The organism is Ensifer sp. R-19, assembly GCF_049905105.1.
Classification (GTDB): Bacteria; Pseudomonadota; Alphaproteobacteria; order Rhizobiales; family Rhizobiaceae; genus Ensifer.
This window is the reverse complement of record NZ_CP184570.1, coordinates 1,584,928-1,601,008: the sequence shown is the minus strand read 5'-3', so window position 1 is coordinate 1,601,008 and position 16,081 is coordinate 1,584,928. Positions and strand designations below refer to the sequence as shown.

The 16,081-nt window shown below is 62.2% G+C and carries 17 protein-coding genes; 6 read left to right on the top strand and 11 right to left on the bottom strand.

What is annotated here, in order from left to right:
• Positions 1–323 precede the first annotated feature (323 nt).
• Both ACN9MO_RS26600 and ACN9MO_RS26595 read right to left on the bottom strand, forming a co-directional pair.
• Entirely contained in the window at positions 324–1,502 is a 1,179-nt protein-coding gene (locus ACN9MO_RS26600; RefSeq protein ID WP_113132569.1) for an MFS transporter, read from the bottom strand.
• A 310-nt stretch (positions 1,503–1,812) separates the two neighbouring features.
• Complete coding sequence (locus ACN9MO_RS26595) at positions 1,813–2,229, bottom strand: DUF2000 domain-containing protein (protein ID WP_113132570.1); 417 nt, start codon at positions 2,227–2,229, stop codon at positions 1,813–1,815.
• Between the two features lie 131 nt (positions 2,230–2,360).
• Here ACN9MO_RS26595 and ACN9MO_RS26590 point away from each other — a divergent pair, with 131 nt between their 5' ends.
• Positions 2,361–2,846, top strand: coding sequence for an Lrp/AsnC family transcriptional regulator (locus ACN9MO_RS26590; RefSeq protein WP_057255310.1), 486 nt, complete (start codon positions 2,361–2,363; stop codon positions 2,844–2,846).
• A 14-nt stretch (positions 2,847–2,860) separates the two neighbouring features.
• Here the strand turns inward: ACN9MO_RS26590 and ACN9MO_RS26585 are convergent, their stop codons facing one another.
• The gene (locus ACN9MO_RS26585; protein WP_113132571.1) at positions 2,861–3,766 is read right to left on the bottom strand and encodes a LysR family transcriptional regulator; all 906 of its coding nucleotides are present in this window, start codon (positions 3,764–3,766) and stop codon (positions 2,861–2,863) included.
• Between the two features lie 129 nt (positions 3,767–3,895).
• On the opposite strand from ACN9MO_RS26585, the gene ACN9MO_RS26580 reads away from it, so the two are divergent.
• The 3 genes from ACN9MO_RS26580 to ACN9MO_RS26570 all read left to right on the top strand — a co-directional run bounded on the left by ACN9MO_RS26580 (position 3,896) and on the right by ACN9MO_RS26570 (position 6,415).
• A complete protein-coding gene (locus ACN9MO_RS26580; protein ID WP_113132572.1) occupies positions 3,896–4,375 on the top strand; it encodes a carboxymuconolactone decarboxylase family protein in 480 nt (159 codons plus the stop codon).
• Positions 4,376–4,433: 58 nt separating this feature from the next.
• A complete protein-coding gene (locus ACN9MO_RS26575; RefSeq protein ID WP_057255313.1) occupies positions 4,434–5,186 on the top strand; it encodes an SDR family oxidoreductase in 753 nt (250 codons plus the stop codon).
• A 218-nt stretch (positions 5,187–5,404) separates the two neighbouring features.
• Positions 5,405–6,415, top strand: coding sequence for a mechanosensitive ion channel family protein (locus ACN9MO_RS26570; RefSeq protein ID WP_113132573.1), 1,011 nt, complete (start codon positions 5,405–5,407; stop codon positions 6,413–6,415).
• Here the strand turns inward: ACN9MO_RS26570 and ACN9MO_RS26565 are convergent.
• The gene (locus ACN9MO_RS26565) at positions 6,398–6,886 is read right to left on the bottom strand and encodes an RrF2 family transcriptional regulator (RefSeq protein WP_057255316.1); all 489 of its coding nucleotides are present in this window, start codon (positions 6,884–6,886) and stop codon (positions 6,398–6,400) included. The two genes, ACN9MO_RS26570 and ACN9MO_RS26565, sit on opposite strands and share 18 nt — an antisense overlap.
• 100 nt (positions 6,887–6,986) lie before the next feature.
• Positions 6,987–7,526, bottom strand: coding sequence for a hypothetical protein (locus tag ACN9MO_RS26560; protein ID WP_113132574.1), 540 nt, complete (start codon positions 7,524–7,526; stop codon positions 6,987–6,989).
• 35 nt (positions 7,527–7,561) lie between these two features.
• On the opposite strand from ACN9MO_RS26560, the gene ACN9MO_RS26555 reads away from it, so the two are divergent.
• Together ACN9MO_RS26555 and ACN9MO_RS26550 are read left to right on the top strand one after the other, a co-directional pair.
• The gene (locus ACN9MO_RS26555) at positions 7,562–8,128 is read left to right on the top strand and encodes a methylated-DNA--[protein]-cysteine S-methyltransferase (protein ID WP_057255318.1); all 567 of its coding nucleotides are present in this window, start codon (positions 7,562–7,564) and stop codon (positions 8,126–8,128) included.
• A gap of 312 nt (positions 8,129–8,440) precedes the next feature.
• Positions 8,441–9,214 (top strand): LuxR C-terminal-related transcriptional regulator, encoded by a 774-nt coding sequence (locus ACN9MO_RS26550; RefSeq protein WP_057255319.1) that lies wholly within the window; start codon positions 8,441–8,443, stop codon positions 9,212–9,214.
• Here ACN9MO_RS26550 and ACN9MO_RS26545 read toward each other — a convergent pair.
• From ACN9MO_RS26545 to ACN9MO_RS26520, 6 genes are all read right to left on the bottom strand, one after another.
• Positions 9,183–9,452, bottom strand: coding sequence for a transposase (locus ACN9MO_RS26545; RefSeq protein ID WP_057255320.1), 270 nt, complete (start codon positions 9,450–9,452; stop codon positions 9,183–9,185). The two genes, ACN9MO_RS26550 and ACN9MO_RS26545, sit on opposite strands and share 32 nt — an antisense overlap.
• 96 nt (positions 9,453–9,548) lie before the next feature.
• Entirely contained in the window at positions 9,549–10,976 is a 1,428-nt protein-coding gene (locus tag ACN9MO_RS26540) for an HlyD family type I secretion periplasmic adaptor subunit (RefSeq protein ID WP_112996464.1), read from the bottom strand.
• A 19-nt stretch (positions 10,977–10,995) separates the two neighbouring features.
• Positions 10,996–12,711 (bottom strand): type I secretion system permease/ATPase, encoded by a 1,716-nt coding sequence (locus ACN9MO_RS26535; RefSeq protein ID WP_113132575.1) that lies wholly within the window; start codon positions 12,709–12,711, stop codon positions 10,996–10,998.
• Positions 12,712–12,895: 184 nt separating this feature from the next.
• Positions 12,896–13,492, bottom strand: a complete 597-nt coding sequence (locus ACN9MO_RS26530) for a hypothetical protein (protein ID WP_057255323.1) — start codon at positions 13,490–13,492, stop codon at positions 12,896–12,898.
• Between the two features lie 292 nt (positions 13,493–13,784).
• Entirely contained in the window at positions 13,785–14,849 is a 1,065-nt protein-coding gene (locus ACN9MO_RS26525; RefSeq protein ID WP_057255545.1) for a hypothetical protein, read from the bottom strand.
• Between the two features lie 184 nt (positions 14,850–15,033).
• Positions 15,034–16,023, bottom strand: a complete 990-nt coding sequence (locus ACN9MO_RS26520; RefSeq protein WP_057255546.1) for a GlxA family transcriptional regulator — start codon at positions 16,021–16,023, stop codon at positions 15,034–15,036.
• Positions 16,024–16,081 lie beyond the last annotated feature (58 nt).

Below are 16,081 nucleotides of genomic sequence, written 5' to 3'. Positions count from 1 at the left end.
AATTGGCCGCGCCGGCCGGGGGCCGGGGGAAAAGTCTACGACTGGGATGGAGTGCTGAAGGGAGCCGGCGTCGAACGCGGCTTCATCATTAAGATCGTGAATAGCGGCGCGGGATGCAAGGAATGGCTACTATGCGCCCTGCGCATGGGTCGGCGGATCGAAAGTGAAGAGGTGCCTTCGAGACGCTCATATGGGTGGTGTTCGTCGGTTATGCCAGACTCTCGTCGACCGTCAGGCGATCGGCAGCGCATTCCCGGGCGAGAAAGTCGATCAAGGTGCGAACCGACGGCAGAAGCCCGCGCCTTGAGGGATTGCCTTGGCTGTTACGCGCGGCCCACGGCTTGCTGGGCGTCCTGCGCGCTCACGCGAGCGGCCGGCTTCAAACGGCCGGTCAAAAGCAGGCTGACGGCGAGGAAGGGTACGAGCACGCCGAGACCGAAGCGCATGTCGCTGTGCTCGGCGATCAGGCCGATAAGTGGTGGTCCGAGCAGGAAGCCGAGCAGAGCGATGAAGGACAGGATGGCGACGCTGGCTGCGGCCGGTCGGTCCTTCTGGTCGGCGGCCGCCGTGACGGCGAGCGGGAAGCCGACGGAGACCCCGAAGCCCATGGCGGCAAAGCCGAACAGCGCTGCCCAGGCGGCGGGGCTTGCAACGACCAGAAACAACCCGGCAATGCTGGCGATGCCACAGGCGCGCGCAACCGCCACCGGACCGTAACTCGCCTTCAGCCGGTCACCGGCAAAACGGCCGGCTGCCACCATGAAGGCGAAGATCGAATAGCCGAAGCCGGCGCTGGCGCTGGAGAGCCCGAAGACATCGCGCAGGAAAACGGCCGACCAGTCTGCCACAGCGCCCTCGGTCATGGTGATGCCGAAGACGAAGAAGCAGACGCCGAGAAGCGCAAAGCTCGGTAGCCGCCCCCTGGACGGCGCCGCCTCTGCAGCCGCGGCCTCGCCGGTTTGGAGGAGCGGCAGCTTTCTGGCGAAAAAGACGCTGATCGGCAGCATGACCGCGGCCGCCAGCGGCACTGCCCATTCCGGCGCGACGTGGAGCGCGGCGAAGCCGACGCCGATCAGGCTGCCGGTCATGATGCCGAGACTCCAGAAGCCGTGACAGGTGCTCATGATCAACTGTCCGGAGTGCTTCTCGATCGCATCTGCCTCGACGTTGAGGCCGAGCTCGAGGGTTGCCAGCGCCACACCGACGATGGCAAGAGCGACGAAGAGCACTTCGATGCTCGAGGCCCATGTCGGCAGCCAGACCAGCGCCAGGAAAACGACGAAGCCATAGAGGATCGTGGCGCGGCCGCCGATCCAGGCGACGAAACGTCCGGCGAAAGGCAGCGTCAGCAAAATGCCGACGGGCATGCCGAGAAGCGCGATCGCCAGTTCGGCCGGTCCAAGGCCGAGCTTCTGCTGCACATCGGGGATGCGCGGCAGCCAAGCGCCGAAGGCGATCGGCTGAAGGAAGAAGATCGGCATGATGAGCCGTTGATTGGTCATGCGCATTGGTCCCCAACAGGTATCGCATCGCACGATCAACCACGGCAGCGGCGGCCGGGGTGATGTGGTCTATGAAGCAATTCTGATATTCTGAAAATCGTTTTCAGAGCTTGTCGCGCACGACAGGGGCCGTCAAGGCTAGAAAAAGTTGCCAAGCCGGAAAGCTATGTCTTTTCGGTCGAATGGGCGGGAAGTGTTGCGGATGTGTCGCCACCAATTCCGCCATTGGTCTGGTCGCGATGAAAAAAATGTACACGCCGGGCAAGGAGGCGGGGTCTAACGCCTCCCGCGCCGTTGCGGGACTTTCGCTTCATCGCAGCAATTTCAGGGATCCCGTCAGCGATTTGACCCACTTGGTGGCACTGGCCAGTCCAATGCCGTCGATCGTTTCCTCCGAGAGATCACGCTCGGGGAATTGCGTTTCATAGTCCGCATAGCTGTGCAGAGAGCGCGCAAAAGCCGGAAACGGCACGATGATGCGGTCTTCCTCTTTCGGCAGCGCCTTCAGGAGCAACGCGCCGATCGTCCTGCTGTCGGCCTGCAGGATCGGGATGGGTCGGTTGGAACTGATGTCGATCGTATTTTGATTGCTGTCGGTAAGGTGCTGATTGCCGAGAACGGGCATGGCCGCGCCGATGCCGATGGAAATCGCCGCGATGGTGTTGGCGAGATGACCCGGCGGCAGCTCCGGATTGACGATAATGGCGAGGCGGATGTCCTGAAGCACGGTGGTTTATTCCTTCTCTGTTTCTCGACGGGGAGAATAGACCGGGCCTTGAGGTAAGTTCTTTCGGATGTTGCGGAGATTTACGAATATGGGGTAGTTTCTACCTGCATTGACAAAGCATGAGGTAGGATGTGCCTACAATCTTGACGCCCGCCGATGTGAAGATTTTGACCGCGCTGCAGAATGACGGGCGCCTGAGCAACCAGGCGCTTTCGGAGGAAGTGGGCATGTCGACATCGCCCTGCTGGCGGCGCGTGCGCCAGCTTGAGGATGATGGCGTCATTCAGGGCTATATGGCTGTCCTGAACCGGAAGGAAATCGGCTTGGGAGTGCTCGCCTTCATCCGGGTGAAGATCGACAGCCATACCGAGGCGGAAGCCGATGCTTTCGCCGATGAAGTGATGAAGCTCGACAGCGTTGTCGCCTGCTACAGCATAGCCGGTGATGCGGACTTCCTTCTGCAGGTCGTTTCATCCGACCTCGATTCCTATTCGGATTTCGCCATGAAAGTGGTGCGACGGCTGCCCTGCATCAAGGAAATGCAGACGACCTTCGTGCTGAAGGAGATCAAGGCGTTCAACGGACTCCCGCTGCGCGCAACGATCGGTCAACGCTGAGCGGCGTTCCGCTGTCAGGAGGCGGACGCCATCAACGGATCTTCCTTCACTGCCTCGACAAGAAAATCGAGAACGGTTCGCACACGCAGCGGCATGTTCCGGCGCGACGGATAGACGACGCTGATCGGCAGACGCGCTGGCGGAAAGTCCGGCATCAGGTTCACCAGCCTGCCAGCTTCGATGTCGGGGCAGGCGAGGATGTGCGACAGGATCGCCAGGCCGCTTCCCGCAAGCACCGCACGGTGCACGGCCACCGCATTGTTGGCGACGAGACGCGGTGCAATGCGCACGAAGATGTCGTCGGAACCATCGGAAAAGGTCCAGGAGCGTCCGTCACCGGCACGACTGTAGCAGATGCACTCGTGGCCCCCGATCTCGTCAGGCGTTTTCGGTGTGCTCCTTCCGTCCAAATAGCCGGGTGCTGCAACGAGGAAGGCGGTCGTCCAGCCGATGCGCCGGCACATCAGGCTATTGTCCGTCACAGGCCCGAGGCGCACTTCGAGATCAATGCCTTCGCCGACCAGATCCGACGACTCTTCACGGAAGATCAACTCGACCGACAGGCCGGGATGCCGCTCGAGAAAGCCGGCGAGCCGATCGCTGACATAAAGGCCGAGGGGTGCGGGCAGGGTGAGCCGGACTCGACCGGAGACCGAGGCAGTCTCGGCACACGAGGCTTCGTTCAGGGCGTCGACCGCTTCCACCACCCGGAGCGCCATCGGGATCATGTGCTCGCCCTCGGCGGTAAGCGCCAATGCGCTCGTCGTCCGGTGAAGAAGGCGCGTGTTCAGGTGCTCCTCGAGAGCCGATACCTGCCGCGAGACCGCCGGCTGCGTCAGGTTGAGATCGAGTGCGGCGGCGGAAAACGAGCCCGTCTCCGCCACGCGCAGGAAGGCTCTCAGCGCTGAGACAATATCCATCCGGTCCCTCAAACGTTTCGGCATAAGCCTTATGCGCCGAGTGTATGACCATCGCGCTTTACTGTCCAGTAATTACGGATATCTTGTATCCATAAGGATAGATAATATCCTTAATTACGGAGCGAACCCATGACACAGCGCCTGAACTACGCACAGCATTCCCCCGAGTTCTTCAAGAAGATCTCCGACCTCAGCCTCAGCCTGAGGGACAGCGTCATCGAACAGAAGATCCACGACCTCGTGAACATAAGGGCCTCGCAGATCAATGGCTGCGCCTTCTGCGTTGACATGCATGTGAAGGAGGCAAAGATTCACGGCGAGAGCGAACTGCGTCTCTACCACGTCGCGATCTGGCGTGAATCGAACCTCTTCATCCCGCGCGAACGCGCAGCGCTTGCCTGGGCCGAGGCGGTTACGAAACTGCCCGAAGGCGGCATTCCGGACGAACTTTACGAGCGTGTACGCGGCCAGCTTTCGGAGAAGGAGATCTCCGATCTCACCTTCTCCATCATGGTCATCAATGCCTGGAACCGCGTCAGTGTCGCCTTCAAGGCCGTGCCCGGTTCGGCCGACAAGCTCTATGGCCTCGACAAGGCCGGACTGAACTAAACCCTGTTCCTGAGTGATCGAACAACGCGGCCAGCCGCCGCAACGATTGGAGGATCCCATGAAAATCGTCATTATCGGCGGAACGGGCCTGATCGGCTCCAAGACGGTCGAACGCCTGCGCAAGCAAGGCCATGAGGTGGTTGCCGCCTCTCCGAATACGGGCGTCAACACCATCACCGGCGAAGGTCTCGCCGAGGCGCTTTCCGGTTGCGAGGTGGTCATCGACCTCGCCAACTCGCCCTCCTTCGAGGACAAGGCGGTGCTCGAGTTCTTCGAGACCTCCGGCCGCAACCTGCTTGCGGCGGAAAAGGCTGCCGGCGTCAAACACCATATCGCGCTTTCGGTCGTCGGGACCGAGCGTCTGCAGGAAAGCGGCTATTTCCGCGGCAAGCTCGCCCAGGAAAAACTGATCAAGGCCGGCGGTATCCCCTATACGATCGTGCATTCGACCCAGTTCATGGAGTTTTTGGGCGGCATCGCCCAATCCGGGACTGTCGGCGACACCGTGCACCTCTCGCCGGCCTATGTGCAGCCGATCGCGTCCGATGACGTCGCCGATGCCATGGCCGCGGTCGCGCTTGCCGCCCCGGTCAACGGCACGATCGAGATTGCCGGACCGGAGCGCTCACGCCTCAGCGATCTCGTCGCCCGCTACCTCAAGGCAAGCGGCGACAACCGCAAGGTCGAGGCCGATCGGGAGGCTCGCTACTTCGGCGCGCTGCTGCAAGACGGCTCGCTGGTCTCCGACAACAATCCCCGCCTCGGCCGGATCACCTTCGAAGAATGGTTCGCCACGGCTCCTCGCAAGTGACCACATACGGGTGCGCCGGCGGCGCACCTCCAGCCCCCTGAAAGGACTTCCGACATGATCAAGTCTCTCATCGCCGCCACTGCGGTCGCCACCGCATTGTTCGGCACGGCCGCTGCGGGCGACGAAAAGGAACTGACCTATCCGATGAAGTGATCCCTGCAGGACCGGCCGCACAAGCGCCCGGTCCTGCAATTTGTCTGCAATCGTTGGAGCCCAAGATGTTCGCCGACCAATTACCGTTGCCGCTCGTGCTGATCAATCTTCTTGGCATCACCGGCATCGTTGTCTGGCATGTGCAGGGGCGCCGTCGCCCGCTCGCCAGGCTGATTGTCCAGATCCTCTTCTTCTGCGTGATGACGGCGGTTCTCCTCCTTTCCGGCATCATGCCGCATCGGAGCGACGATCAGCATCTTCAGGGAGCGCTCGCCTTTCTGGCGACGTCGGCACGGGTGCTGTGGTGGACGCACCTCGCCTGGTCGCTTATCGGCTTCGTGCGTCTCTACATCGTCCTTGAAAGGCGGCCGCAGGAGGCCCGCCTGCTGCAGGACCTCATCGTAGACATTGTCTATCTCGGCGTGGCACTGTCGATACTGGGCTTCGTCTTCCGGGCGCCGATCGGCACGCTGGTTGCGACCTCCGGGGTGGTTGCCATCATCTTCGGTCTCGCGCTTCAAAATACGCTCGGCGACGTGTTCTCGGGTATCGCGCTGACGCTGGGGCGGCCCTTTGCCATCGGCGACTGGATAGTGCTTGGCGACGGCACCGAAGGCCGTGTCATCGAGAACAACTGGCGTTCCACGTTTCTGCTCACCGGAGCGCACAATGTCGTCGTGCTGCCGAACAGCGCGCTCGCCAAGGTCGGGCTCACCAATCTCAGCCGTCCGGACGAGACCCATCAGATCGCTTTGTCGATCCGTCTTGCCGCGGATCATCCGCCACGCCGGATCGAAGAAACGATGCAGAGAGCTCTGCAAGGGTGCGGCCTGATCGTGCGCGAGCCGCCGCCGGTCGTCGCCCTCAAGGCGATCGACGCCGTGGCCGTCGAGGTCGAACTGCAGTTTCGCGTCAAGAACCCGGCTGAGCGGACGCCGGCACGCAACGAGGTGATCGACCGCGTTCATGAACAATGCCGTCTAGAGGGTCTCTCGCTTGCGCCGCCGCCTCAGGCCTATTTCTACGTGCCGCCTGCCGGCACAGACGCCGGTTTTCGCTCAGCCGGCGCGCTCTAGAACCCACGCGAAACTCCGTTTCAAGAGATCCGAGGGAATTTCCTGCGAGAGGATCTCGATCAGGTCGGATAGGCGCACGCTGCGCAGCTTGTCGCGCCAGGCTTCGTCGGCCTCCCACATGATGCGCGCCACCGCGCACGGCGTCTCTTCGCAGTAGCCGGGTGCGCGACAGGGATTGTTGGCCCTGATATTGGTGCAGACGAAGGTTCTCGATCTGCCTTCGACCGCCTCGACGATTTCGAGAAAGGTCAGCTCGGCCGGCGCTTTTGCCAGCCGGTATCCGCCCGATGGACCGAGGGTCGTGTGGACGAGACCGGCCTGCGAAAGGCTCTGCAGCGCCTTCGACAGATACTCCTTGGGCAGCCCGTGAAATTCCGCCAGCGCCTTGGTTGAGAGGTAGCGGCCTTCAGGCAGGCCGGCGAGAATGGCACAACAGTGCAACGCCCATTCGACTTGGCTTTTGAGGATCATGTCTTCGTCCGGCGGATGCCAAGGTGCATATTAAGGATAACAAATATCCCTATTTTTCTGCTGTGTAAACAGTGTCAAACCGATGCGGCCGGTCCCGTCTTCATGGTGCGGCACGCACGACGCGGAAAATCAGGAGAGGTTCGGCGATCTCGGCGCTGAGCCGCCCCTTGAGGATTTCAGCGAAAACAGCGCCGCCGCTGGAGTGCCGCCGGTGGCAGGCCCGGCGGACGAAAGCGCGCAGGCCGAGCCAGATCATCGCGAGCGCCAGTACCGCAAGCGCATTACCGAGCGAAATGGTGACAAAGTTGTAGCCATCACCGCGCAGCGTCAGCAGGACGAAGCCGACCGCGCCGATGGAGAAGGCCGAGGACCACAGAAGCAGTTCGAGGCTCTTGCGCTCCTGTCGCCAGGCAAGGCCGAAGAAAACGGCGAAGACCACCAGCGTCGCGAACGAACTGAGCATGATCGTCGGGGTATGCAGGATGTCCACCGTCGTCTCCTGATGTTGGTGCGGAACCTTGCCCGACAACCGTAAAGCTTTCGCAAATGGCTGCGCTTTCGACCTGCGCTTGATGTCGAGCAGCCCGTAAGCGGCGGCCACCGAGGCAGGAAACGGGTTGAATTCGTCGCCCTCCGGCACGATTTTGATAGTAGAGACACAGGGAGGCTATACGGATGGGGCAGGCAGGACATCGCTATTTCATCTTCGAGACTGCGGCCGGCTTCTGCGGCATCGCCTGGAACGATGTGGGCATCACGCGATTCCAACTGCCGACCCGGGCGGCAGAGGCAACCCAGCGGCTGCTGTTGCGGCGTCTGTCGGCCGCCGAGGCTTCCCAGCCGACACCCGAAATCCGGGAGGCAGTGGAGGCCGTCCAACGCTACTTTGATGGCAAGGAGGTCGATTTCTCCGGCTTTGCGGTCGATCTGGAAGGGCAGGATGAGCTTTTCCAGCGCATCTATGCTGCGACCCGCCAGCTGCGCTGGGGGCAGACGACCACGTATGGCGCGCTGGCAAAGGAACTGGGCGCAGGCCCGGAAGCCGCGCGCGACGTTGGTCAGGCGATGGCCAAGAACCCGGTGTCCCTGATCATCCCCTGTCACCGGGTACTTGCCGCCGGCGGCAAGATCGGTGGGTTCTCGGCGCCTGGCGGTTCCACCACCAAGACCCGCATGCTGGAGCTGGAAGGCATACATCTGGGGCAAGCGCCCGAACCGACGCAACAGTCCTTCGGTTTTTAAAGATATCGACAATCGTCAGGCCGACCGGACACTCAAAGCGCTTTTGCTCAAACAATTGTGCGCGGCCCGCGTGCGCAAGCGCGTGAATATTGACTGAGGGTTGCGCGTTGCTACCTTCTTTCCGAGAGGTTCTCAGGCTCGCTGCTCAATATATGTTACAAGCTTTATCGGCGCTTCGAGAAATATATAGTATTTTCAATCTGTTGCTGATGCAGCCCGATCGGATTAATTCTGATTTTCTCATGACAGACTATCAGAACGGAAATATTTTAGGCACCGCAACTTGTCGCGAACGAATCCTGGGGGTGACGCATGTCCATCAGTTCAGGAACGCCGTGCCGCAAGGACCGTACGCCGACCGGGATTGTGATAGAACACCAGACGCTCGTGCGCAGCGTCATCGTTGCCGTTCTCGAATACGAACTCTCCGGTTGGAATTTTATCGATATGGTCTCGACCGACAGCCTGGACCAGGCGCTCGGGTACGATGTGCGTTTAATCGTGCTGGACCTGAGCGCTCGAAACGACGGCGGGTGCAACTTGCATGATGAGCTTGCGGAAATCCGCAAGCGCTTTCCGGACGTGCCGGTTGCGGTGCTCTCGGACACGGACGACAGGACGACCGCTGCCGATGTCCTCAAGCTTGGAGTTCGCGGCTTCTTCACGACGTCCTTGCGGATCGAGCTTGCGCTTGCCGGCTTGCGGCTGGTCCTTGCCGGCGGCATCTTCTGTCCAGACCCGCTTGCCGCGCTCACCGAATGCGCGGCTGCCGCTCGTCATATCGAAAGGGTGCCGATCAGCGCTTATCGAAGCGAGTTTGCGCTCGCCGACTTCACGCCGCGCGAGGCGGACGTGCTCGCGGAATTGCGATGCGGCTCTTCGAACAAAGTGATCGCTGGAAAGCTCAATCTTTCCGACCATACGGTGAAAATGCATCTGCAGCACATCATGCGCAAATTGCAGGTGCAGAACCGCACCGAGGTCGTCGCCTTGCTTGCAGACCGGGGAACCGCCGGCAACGGTCATGGCGTCGCCACCAACGGCAGCAGCATCGTCAACGTGATGTCTTTTCGAGCATCTCGCTGAGCGTTGCGGCCGTCAGCATGGCTTCGGCCAATAGCCTCTTGAGCTTCTGATTTTCCAGTTCGAGCGCCTTTACGCGCTCCGCATCGAAATTGGGGCCCCTGCTTTGCAGCGATTGCCAGCGATAGAAAGTCGGCTGGCTGATGCCATGCCGGTGGCAGACATCGGCTACGGTCGCACCGTACTGATGCTCCTTGAGGATCTCCAGGACTTCGTCGTCATTGAACTTACGTTTGCCCATCGCAGCTGTCCTTCCGGGAACCGACTGGCACATATGATCGCGGGGCCGGATAACAGAGCCCATGTGGTACGCCCACGGCGTTCCGCGCGGCACGCCTCAGTTCTCGCGAAATGCGGTGTTGAAACTGTCAAGCAACGGACGCAGCGCGTAAAGCGCCACGCTGCTCGTACCGGTCTCTATCATGGCCCGCACCGGCATGCCCGGTACCATCTCCACGCCCGGCATATGGCCTAGCCGCTCATCGGTAACGCGGATTGTTGCCGCGTAGTAGGTGTGGCCGGTTTGCCGGTCGACCAGATGGTCGGCGGACACATAGGCGACCGTGCCCTTCAGCAGCGGTACCCGCCGCTGGTTGTAAGGAATGAGATGAACCTGTGCCTCGAGCCCGGCATGGACCTGGGCGATATCTTCCGGCTTCACCCGCGCCGCGACGACCAGTGCGCCGGCGTCCGGCACGAGGTCGGCCAACGGCTCTCCAGCGCCGATGACGCCGCCTGTCGTGTGGACACGTAGATCCATGATCACTCCGTCGTCGGGCGCTCTGATCTCGGTTCTCGCCAATTGATCATCGATGGCGTTCAAACGCTCACGCAGCTGCGCCAGCTGGTTTTCCGTATCGCGCAGTGTGAGCGCGACTTCATTCAGCCGGTCGCTGCGCAGCTTGACGATATAGGACTGTGACTCGCTGATAACCTGGTGGGCGCGGGATATGCGCGCGGAGACTTCGCCGATCTGACCGCCGATGTCGGCCCTTTCCCGCGCCAGGATGAGAACCCGGCTCTTTCGTTCGAGACCCTTCGCGGTGAGCGCCGAAACCGTCTCAAGCTCCTGGCGCGAAATGGCACTCCTCTCCATCAGGGACGCCTTCTGGGCGCTCAGTCCGGCGACTTCCTCCAGCACTTCCTTGATCTTCTGCTGCGTGATCACGATGTCGGACTGCATCACCTGGCGACGGGCATCGAATATATTCTGCTGACCGTCGAGAATGTCGTGGATCACCCGGTAGTTGCCGGCTTGCTCCACGAGATCGGGGGGAAAGGCGACCTGATCCCAGCCGTTCTGCTCAGCGGTGAGCCGCGCCTGTCGCGCCTCCGCATCCCAAAGTTGGCCGCGAAGGCTGTCCCGTTCCGAACGCGGCTTCGTATCGTCGAGCTTGATCAGCACCTGGCCGGCGGACACGGCATCGCCGTTGCGCACAAGGATCCGCCTGACGATTCCGCCTTCGAGATGCTGGATGGTCTTGCGGTTCGCCTCGGTTTCAACGACGCCGGACGCGATCGCGGCGCTGCTGAGCGGTGCGAGAACCGACCAGATGCCCAGGCCGAAAACAAAGACGCCGATCAGCAGGTTTCCCGTCCAGGCGACATGCCGCAGCCGCGACATCGGTGAGGCTTCGGCAAGCGTCACCGGAAGGCGGGTGGAGACCGCTGTGGAGGGCTGGGGCCCGGCTATCCCATTGGCGTCGCAGGCATAGCCTACAATTTCAGGGCCGCGTCGGGTCAGGTCGGATTTGATGAGCTCCATCGTTCTCGCGCCTCCCTTCTCACGTGCCCGCTCGGGCCGGTGGCTGCAGATAGGTATCGAAGACCCAGTCGCTGTCGCCGAAGGCTTCGATCGTGCCATTGCGCATGATCGCGATCTTGTTGGTCACCGGGAGAATGCCCATGCGGTGCGTGATGATGATGATCATCATCCCCATGGCGCGCATGCGGGCGATTGCTGCAAACAATCGGCGTTCGCCGTCGTAATCCAGACTGGAATTGGGATCGTCGAGGACGACGAGGGCGGGATTGCCGTAAACCGCGCGCGCCAGTCCCAGCTGCTGGCGTTGGGCCCGAAGCAGGGTCGCGCCGCCATCGCCGACATCCGTCTCGTAGCCCTGAGGCAGTTGCATGATCGCATCGTGCAGCCCGACAAGCTTTGCCGCTTCGATGACCTTGCCGACGTCGGTTCCGTCGAGCCGGCCGACGACGTCCTTCACCGCGCCGCCGAAGAGTTCGATGTCCTGCGGCAGGTAGCCGACATGACGCATGCCGCCGCCGAGCCGGAGGGTGGCAATATCGACGCCGCCGAGCAGGGCGCTGCCGCAGGTCGTCGGCTGAACGCCCGCTATGATGCGGCCAAGCGTCGACTTTCCGGAACCGGATGGACCGATCAGCGCAAGACAATCGCCCGGCGCCAGCCGCAAAGTAACGGCATTCAGTATCTGACGGTTGCCCGAAGGAAGCATGTAACCGACGCGGTCGAGCACGAGCCCGCCCGCTTCGGGCATCGGTATCGTGCGTGCGCTCTCCTGCGACGCGATCGATATCAACATCGCGTTGATGCGATTGAATGCGGCATGGGCGAAGGCCACGGCGCGCCACCCGCCGATCGCGCCCTCGATCGGGGCAAGCCCGCGACCGAGAAGCAGGCTGGAGACGAAGATGATGCCGGGGTTTCCGCTTTCCTCCAGGACGAGCCAGGCTGCGGATCCCATCATCAGGATCTGCGCCAGCATGCGCACCGATTTCGAGAGCCCGAGAATGGTTTCGGTGCGCTTCATCGCATCGTCTTGCGCCTGTCGTGCGGTCTCGGCGTCGCGATAGACGAGTTGGGCGGCGCCATTCTGCATGTTCATCGCGCGGATGACCTGGATATACCGCAACGCCGTCGCGAAACGCATGTGGCTGCGGGAGAGCGCCAGGTTCGCTTTCATTAACGGCTGCCGGGTCGCGAATTCCGTCGCGATGGCGAGCAGCAGCAAGGTGAGCGCGGTGAATAGCCCGATGGTTCCGAGCAACGGATGGACTAGGAACAGAAGCAGCAGGAAGATCGGCGCCCAGGGAACGTCGAAAAGCAGCGAGCTGGCCGGGGCGTCGAGGAACTGGCGCAGGATCGATAGGTCGCGGTAGCAATCGTTGGCGAGGTTCGTTTCGGTGCGGGCGCCATATTCGAAGCAGGCCGTCAGCACGACGGGCCGCAAGCGGTGATCGAGCCAGCTGCCGATCCGCGACAGCGCGGCGCGGCGAACGATATCCAGGATCGAGCCGACCAACACCGCTGCCGCGATGATGAGCGTCAGCATCAACAGCGTGTCGGCGCTGCGGCTCGACAGGACGCGATCGTAGATCTGCAACAGGTAGATGGAAGGCGCCAGCAGGAACAGGTTGTAGGCGCAGCTATAGAGGAAGACCAGCAGGAACGCTCCCGTGCAGGCCTTGAGAGCCAGGACCAGATGGGTTGGAGAGTGCTGCGCCCCTGTCGGATTCGTCGTCATTATCGGATCTCGATCGGATCGGCATGATCGATGCTGATGCGGTCGGCTTGGCTGCTTCAGGCTTCTTTTGCTCGGGCTCGATCCGTGGCCAAATGCAACTCAAAGGTCCCGTAGCGTTCTTGCACGCCGCGACACAGGTGAAAGGAGGATCGCCGGCCATGGCCGGCGATCCTTGTCGAGCGACTCAGATACCGATGTCGCTGATGTTGCCTAATGTGTTGTCGAAATTGTCGAGAACGTTCGAGACCGCCGTGGTGGTAGTCGTCGTGGTGGTTTCCGAGATCGGGTTCGAATGAACCAGAGCGGCGGAAATATCGCCACCGAGCGCCGTTGCGCCGCTGCCGCCAGCCCCGCCCATGCCCGAGATGATCGTCGCACCTTGGTCGGCGAGCAGGGTCGTGGTTTGCGTAGCGGTGGTGTTAGCACCTACCGTTGCCGTGTTGCCGCCGCTGGTGTTGCTCTGGTCGCCACTCGAGGTCGGATTGCCGCCTGCGCCGCCTGCACCGCTGTTGGTAAGCGAAGCAAGGACGGCGATCGGTACCTGGATGAAGCCACCGCCATCAGCGCTGCCGGTGCCCCAGGCCGCAGCCTGGCCGACGTCATCGCCGTTGTCGACGGTGGGGACTGAGCCGACGACGGTCTGCGTCGGGGCAACCGTGACAACTGGGGTGTAGTTGATATCGCCGTTGTTGGTGCCGTCGCCGCCGTTGCCGGCGCTCGCGTCGCCCGCGACGGGATTGGTGAAGTTGATCGTGTCGGTGGTTAGTTGCGAGATAGGCATAGCGTCGCTCCTCTACTTGTTGCCCCGTAGTCTTGGACGGTTCGATGCCACAGCACACCGCCGCAGCGGGGGACAGCGCGAAGATATGGTGCGCGTGATCATCGGGGGGAACCAGCCGGACATTCGGGGACGTTCCTTTGGGTAGGGTCCGCCCGCGCTTCAGGCTTCGGCCGGCGTCAAGCGCTCCGGCGGCGCGCGGTTTCAAGTATATTGGCCGTGGGTGATGGTGGCAGAACGCCATGTCTCCGTGGCGCCAGAGCCGCTTGTTGGGCTTGATCTGGAATGCGGCGGGTCAGCCGTGCAGGACGTCGTCGATCAGCGCGGCATTGGTCTCGGCGATGTTGCCTTCGCCGCCCGCTCCCCCGATGCCGCCGATCTGCAGTGTATGCTGGTCGACGAGCAGGTGGTTGAGCTGGTCCGCCTCGGCGGTGCCGCCGGCGGGCACGGCGATGTTGAGCGGGTGGAAGTAGCCGATGTTGACGTCGACTGCGCTGCCGTTCGAATAGCCGTCACCGCCGCCGCCGGCGACCCCGCTTCCGGTGAAGATCGTGTCCGATGAGAGGTTGAAACCACCGCCCTTGCCGCCGATGCCGGCGATCTGCACGCCGCCCTGGTCGAAGATCACGTTGTTCGACTGCGTGGCGTGGGCATCGCCGCCGGCCGCGCCGACAGCAATGTTGATGGGCGAGAACACAGCGACGTTCACGTCGACCATGCTGCCGATGAAAGTGCCGTCACCACCATGGCCCGCGTAGGCGTCGCCATTGAAAATGAACGTCGCGCCCTGCGGCTGGGCCGGCGCGGTATTGCCGGCAACGTTATGATCCCCGCCGGAGCCGCCAACACCGCCGATCTGGGTGGCGCCTTGAAGGAAGGCGGCATTGTTTGTTTGTCCGGCCGTGGAGGTCGAACCCTGACCGGCCGCGACAGCCAGGTTCAAAGGCGCAAACACCGCGGTGTCGGTGCTGACGAGGCCGCCAAAAAAGCTGCCGTCGCCGCCACCGCCGGCCACGCTGCCGCCGCCGTGGCCGCCGGCAACATTACCATTCCCGCCTTCACCGCCGATGCCCGCCATCTCGGTGACGTGCTGATTCATCAGTGCGGTATTGCCTTGGTGCGCATCGGCGTCCGTGTGCGAGCCGGCGATTGCCGCGTTCGACGGTGTGAACATTGCCAGCGTGTTGCTGCCGATCGTACCCAGGCTTGTGCCGTCGCCGCCGCTTCCGGCGGAGTTCTGCGCCGGCGCTATGTCGAGTGGAAGCCACGTCGGGACCAGTGCGAGATGTCCGCCGGCAACTGTGCTCTGATTGGAGTTCGCGTTCGGTGCCTCTTCCGACAAAAGACGAGTTTCCGCCATCGCCATCACTCCCATAGACTTCATCCCTCGCAGCACGATCATGCGACGTGTACGAGCGCGCATCGCGAGCTATTTTGAAGGCGGTTGCGGCAAAAGGTGAGCCTGCAATTCGGCTACGTCCGTTCGGGGAGGTCATTAGCCAATCGGCTATCGTGGCCAGGCACCCCGAGTGGTAATGCAAGGCTCACTTCGGCAGTGTCGCGCGCATTTGGCGCGGCGACTGGCCGAAGGTCTTGGCAAATGTCCTGGAGAAATGCCCCGCGCTTTCGAAGCCGACTTCGAGGGCGATCTCGATGAGCGAGGCATCGGTCTGGGCGAGAAGGTGCTTGGCGCGTTCCAGCCGGAATTTCCTGTAGACGTGCGCGGGCGACATCTTGGCTTTTTCCATGAACAGGCGCTCGAGTTGCCTGCGTGACAGACCGACGGAGGCCGCCAGCTCAGGGATCGAGAGCGTGTTCTCGGTATTCTGCTCCATGATGATAAGCGCAGCGTTGAGGCGGGGGTCGTTGCTCTCGATCGCGAGCGGCTTCCTCGGCTGGACATGAAGATGCGAGCGGGCCTTGTCGATCTGCAGGACTTCCAGCGCATTGCGCTCCGCCTCCCTGCTGATGTGGAGGCGCACGATGTGGGCGGCCATGTCGGCCGCGCTGCTGCCGCCGGCGCAAGAGCCGCGGGTGCGGTCGAGATTGAAGAGGCGGTCCGAGCGCACCTTCAAGTCCGGGAAGCGTTCGCGGAACGCCTGATAGTGGAGCCAGCTGACGCAAACGACGTGCCCCGCCATGAGCCCGGCTTCCGCCAGGATGAAGGTGCCGGTGCACAGGCCGATCAACGGCACTTTCTTCGCGGCTGCCTTCTTCAGGAAAGCGATCGTCTCGTTGTCGATCGGGTGCTCGTTCTTGAGCAGGCCGCCGACCATCACGATGTAGTCGAACTGGCCGGGATCGACGAGGTCAGACGTGGGCGCCACCTGTACCCCGCAACTGGATGCGATCAGATGGCGGGTGTTGCCAAGCACCTGCCAATCGGCACGCACGCGGCCCGATTTATCGAGCTCGTCGCTCGCCAGCCGAAGCGTGTCGATGAAGAGAGCGAAGGCCGAGAGTGTGAACGACCGGGCGAGCACGAAACCTATCTTGAGGCGATTGGCTGCAGCATCGTTGGATTTCGTGTTCATCGTCATTGCGAACCCACTTTAAACTCGTCATGCCCATTGGTTGGCGCGCAGGTCACTT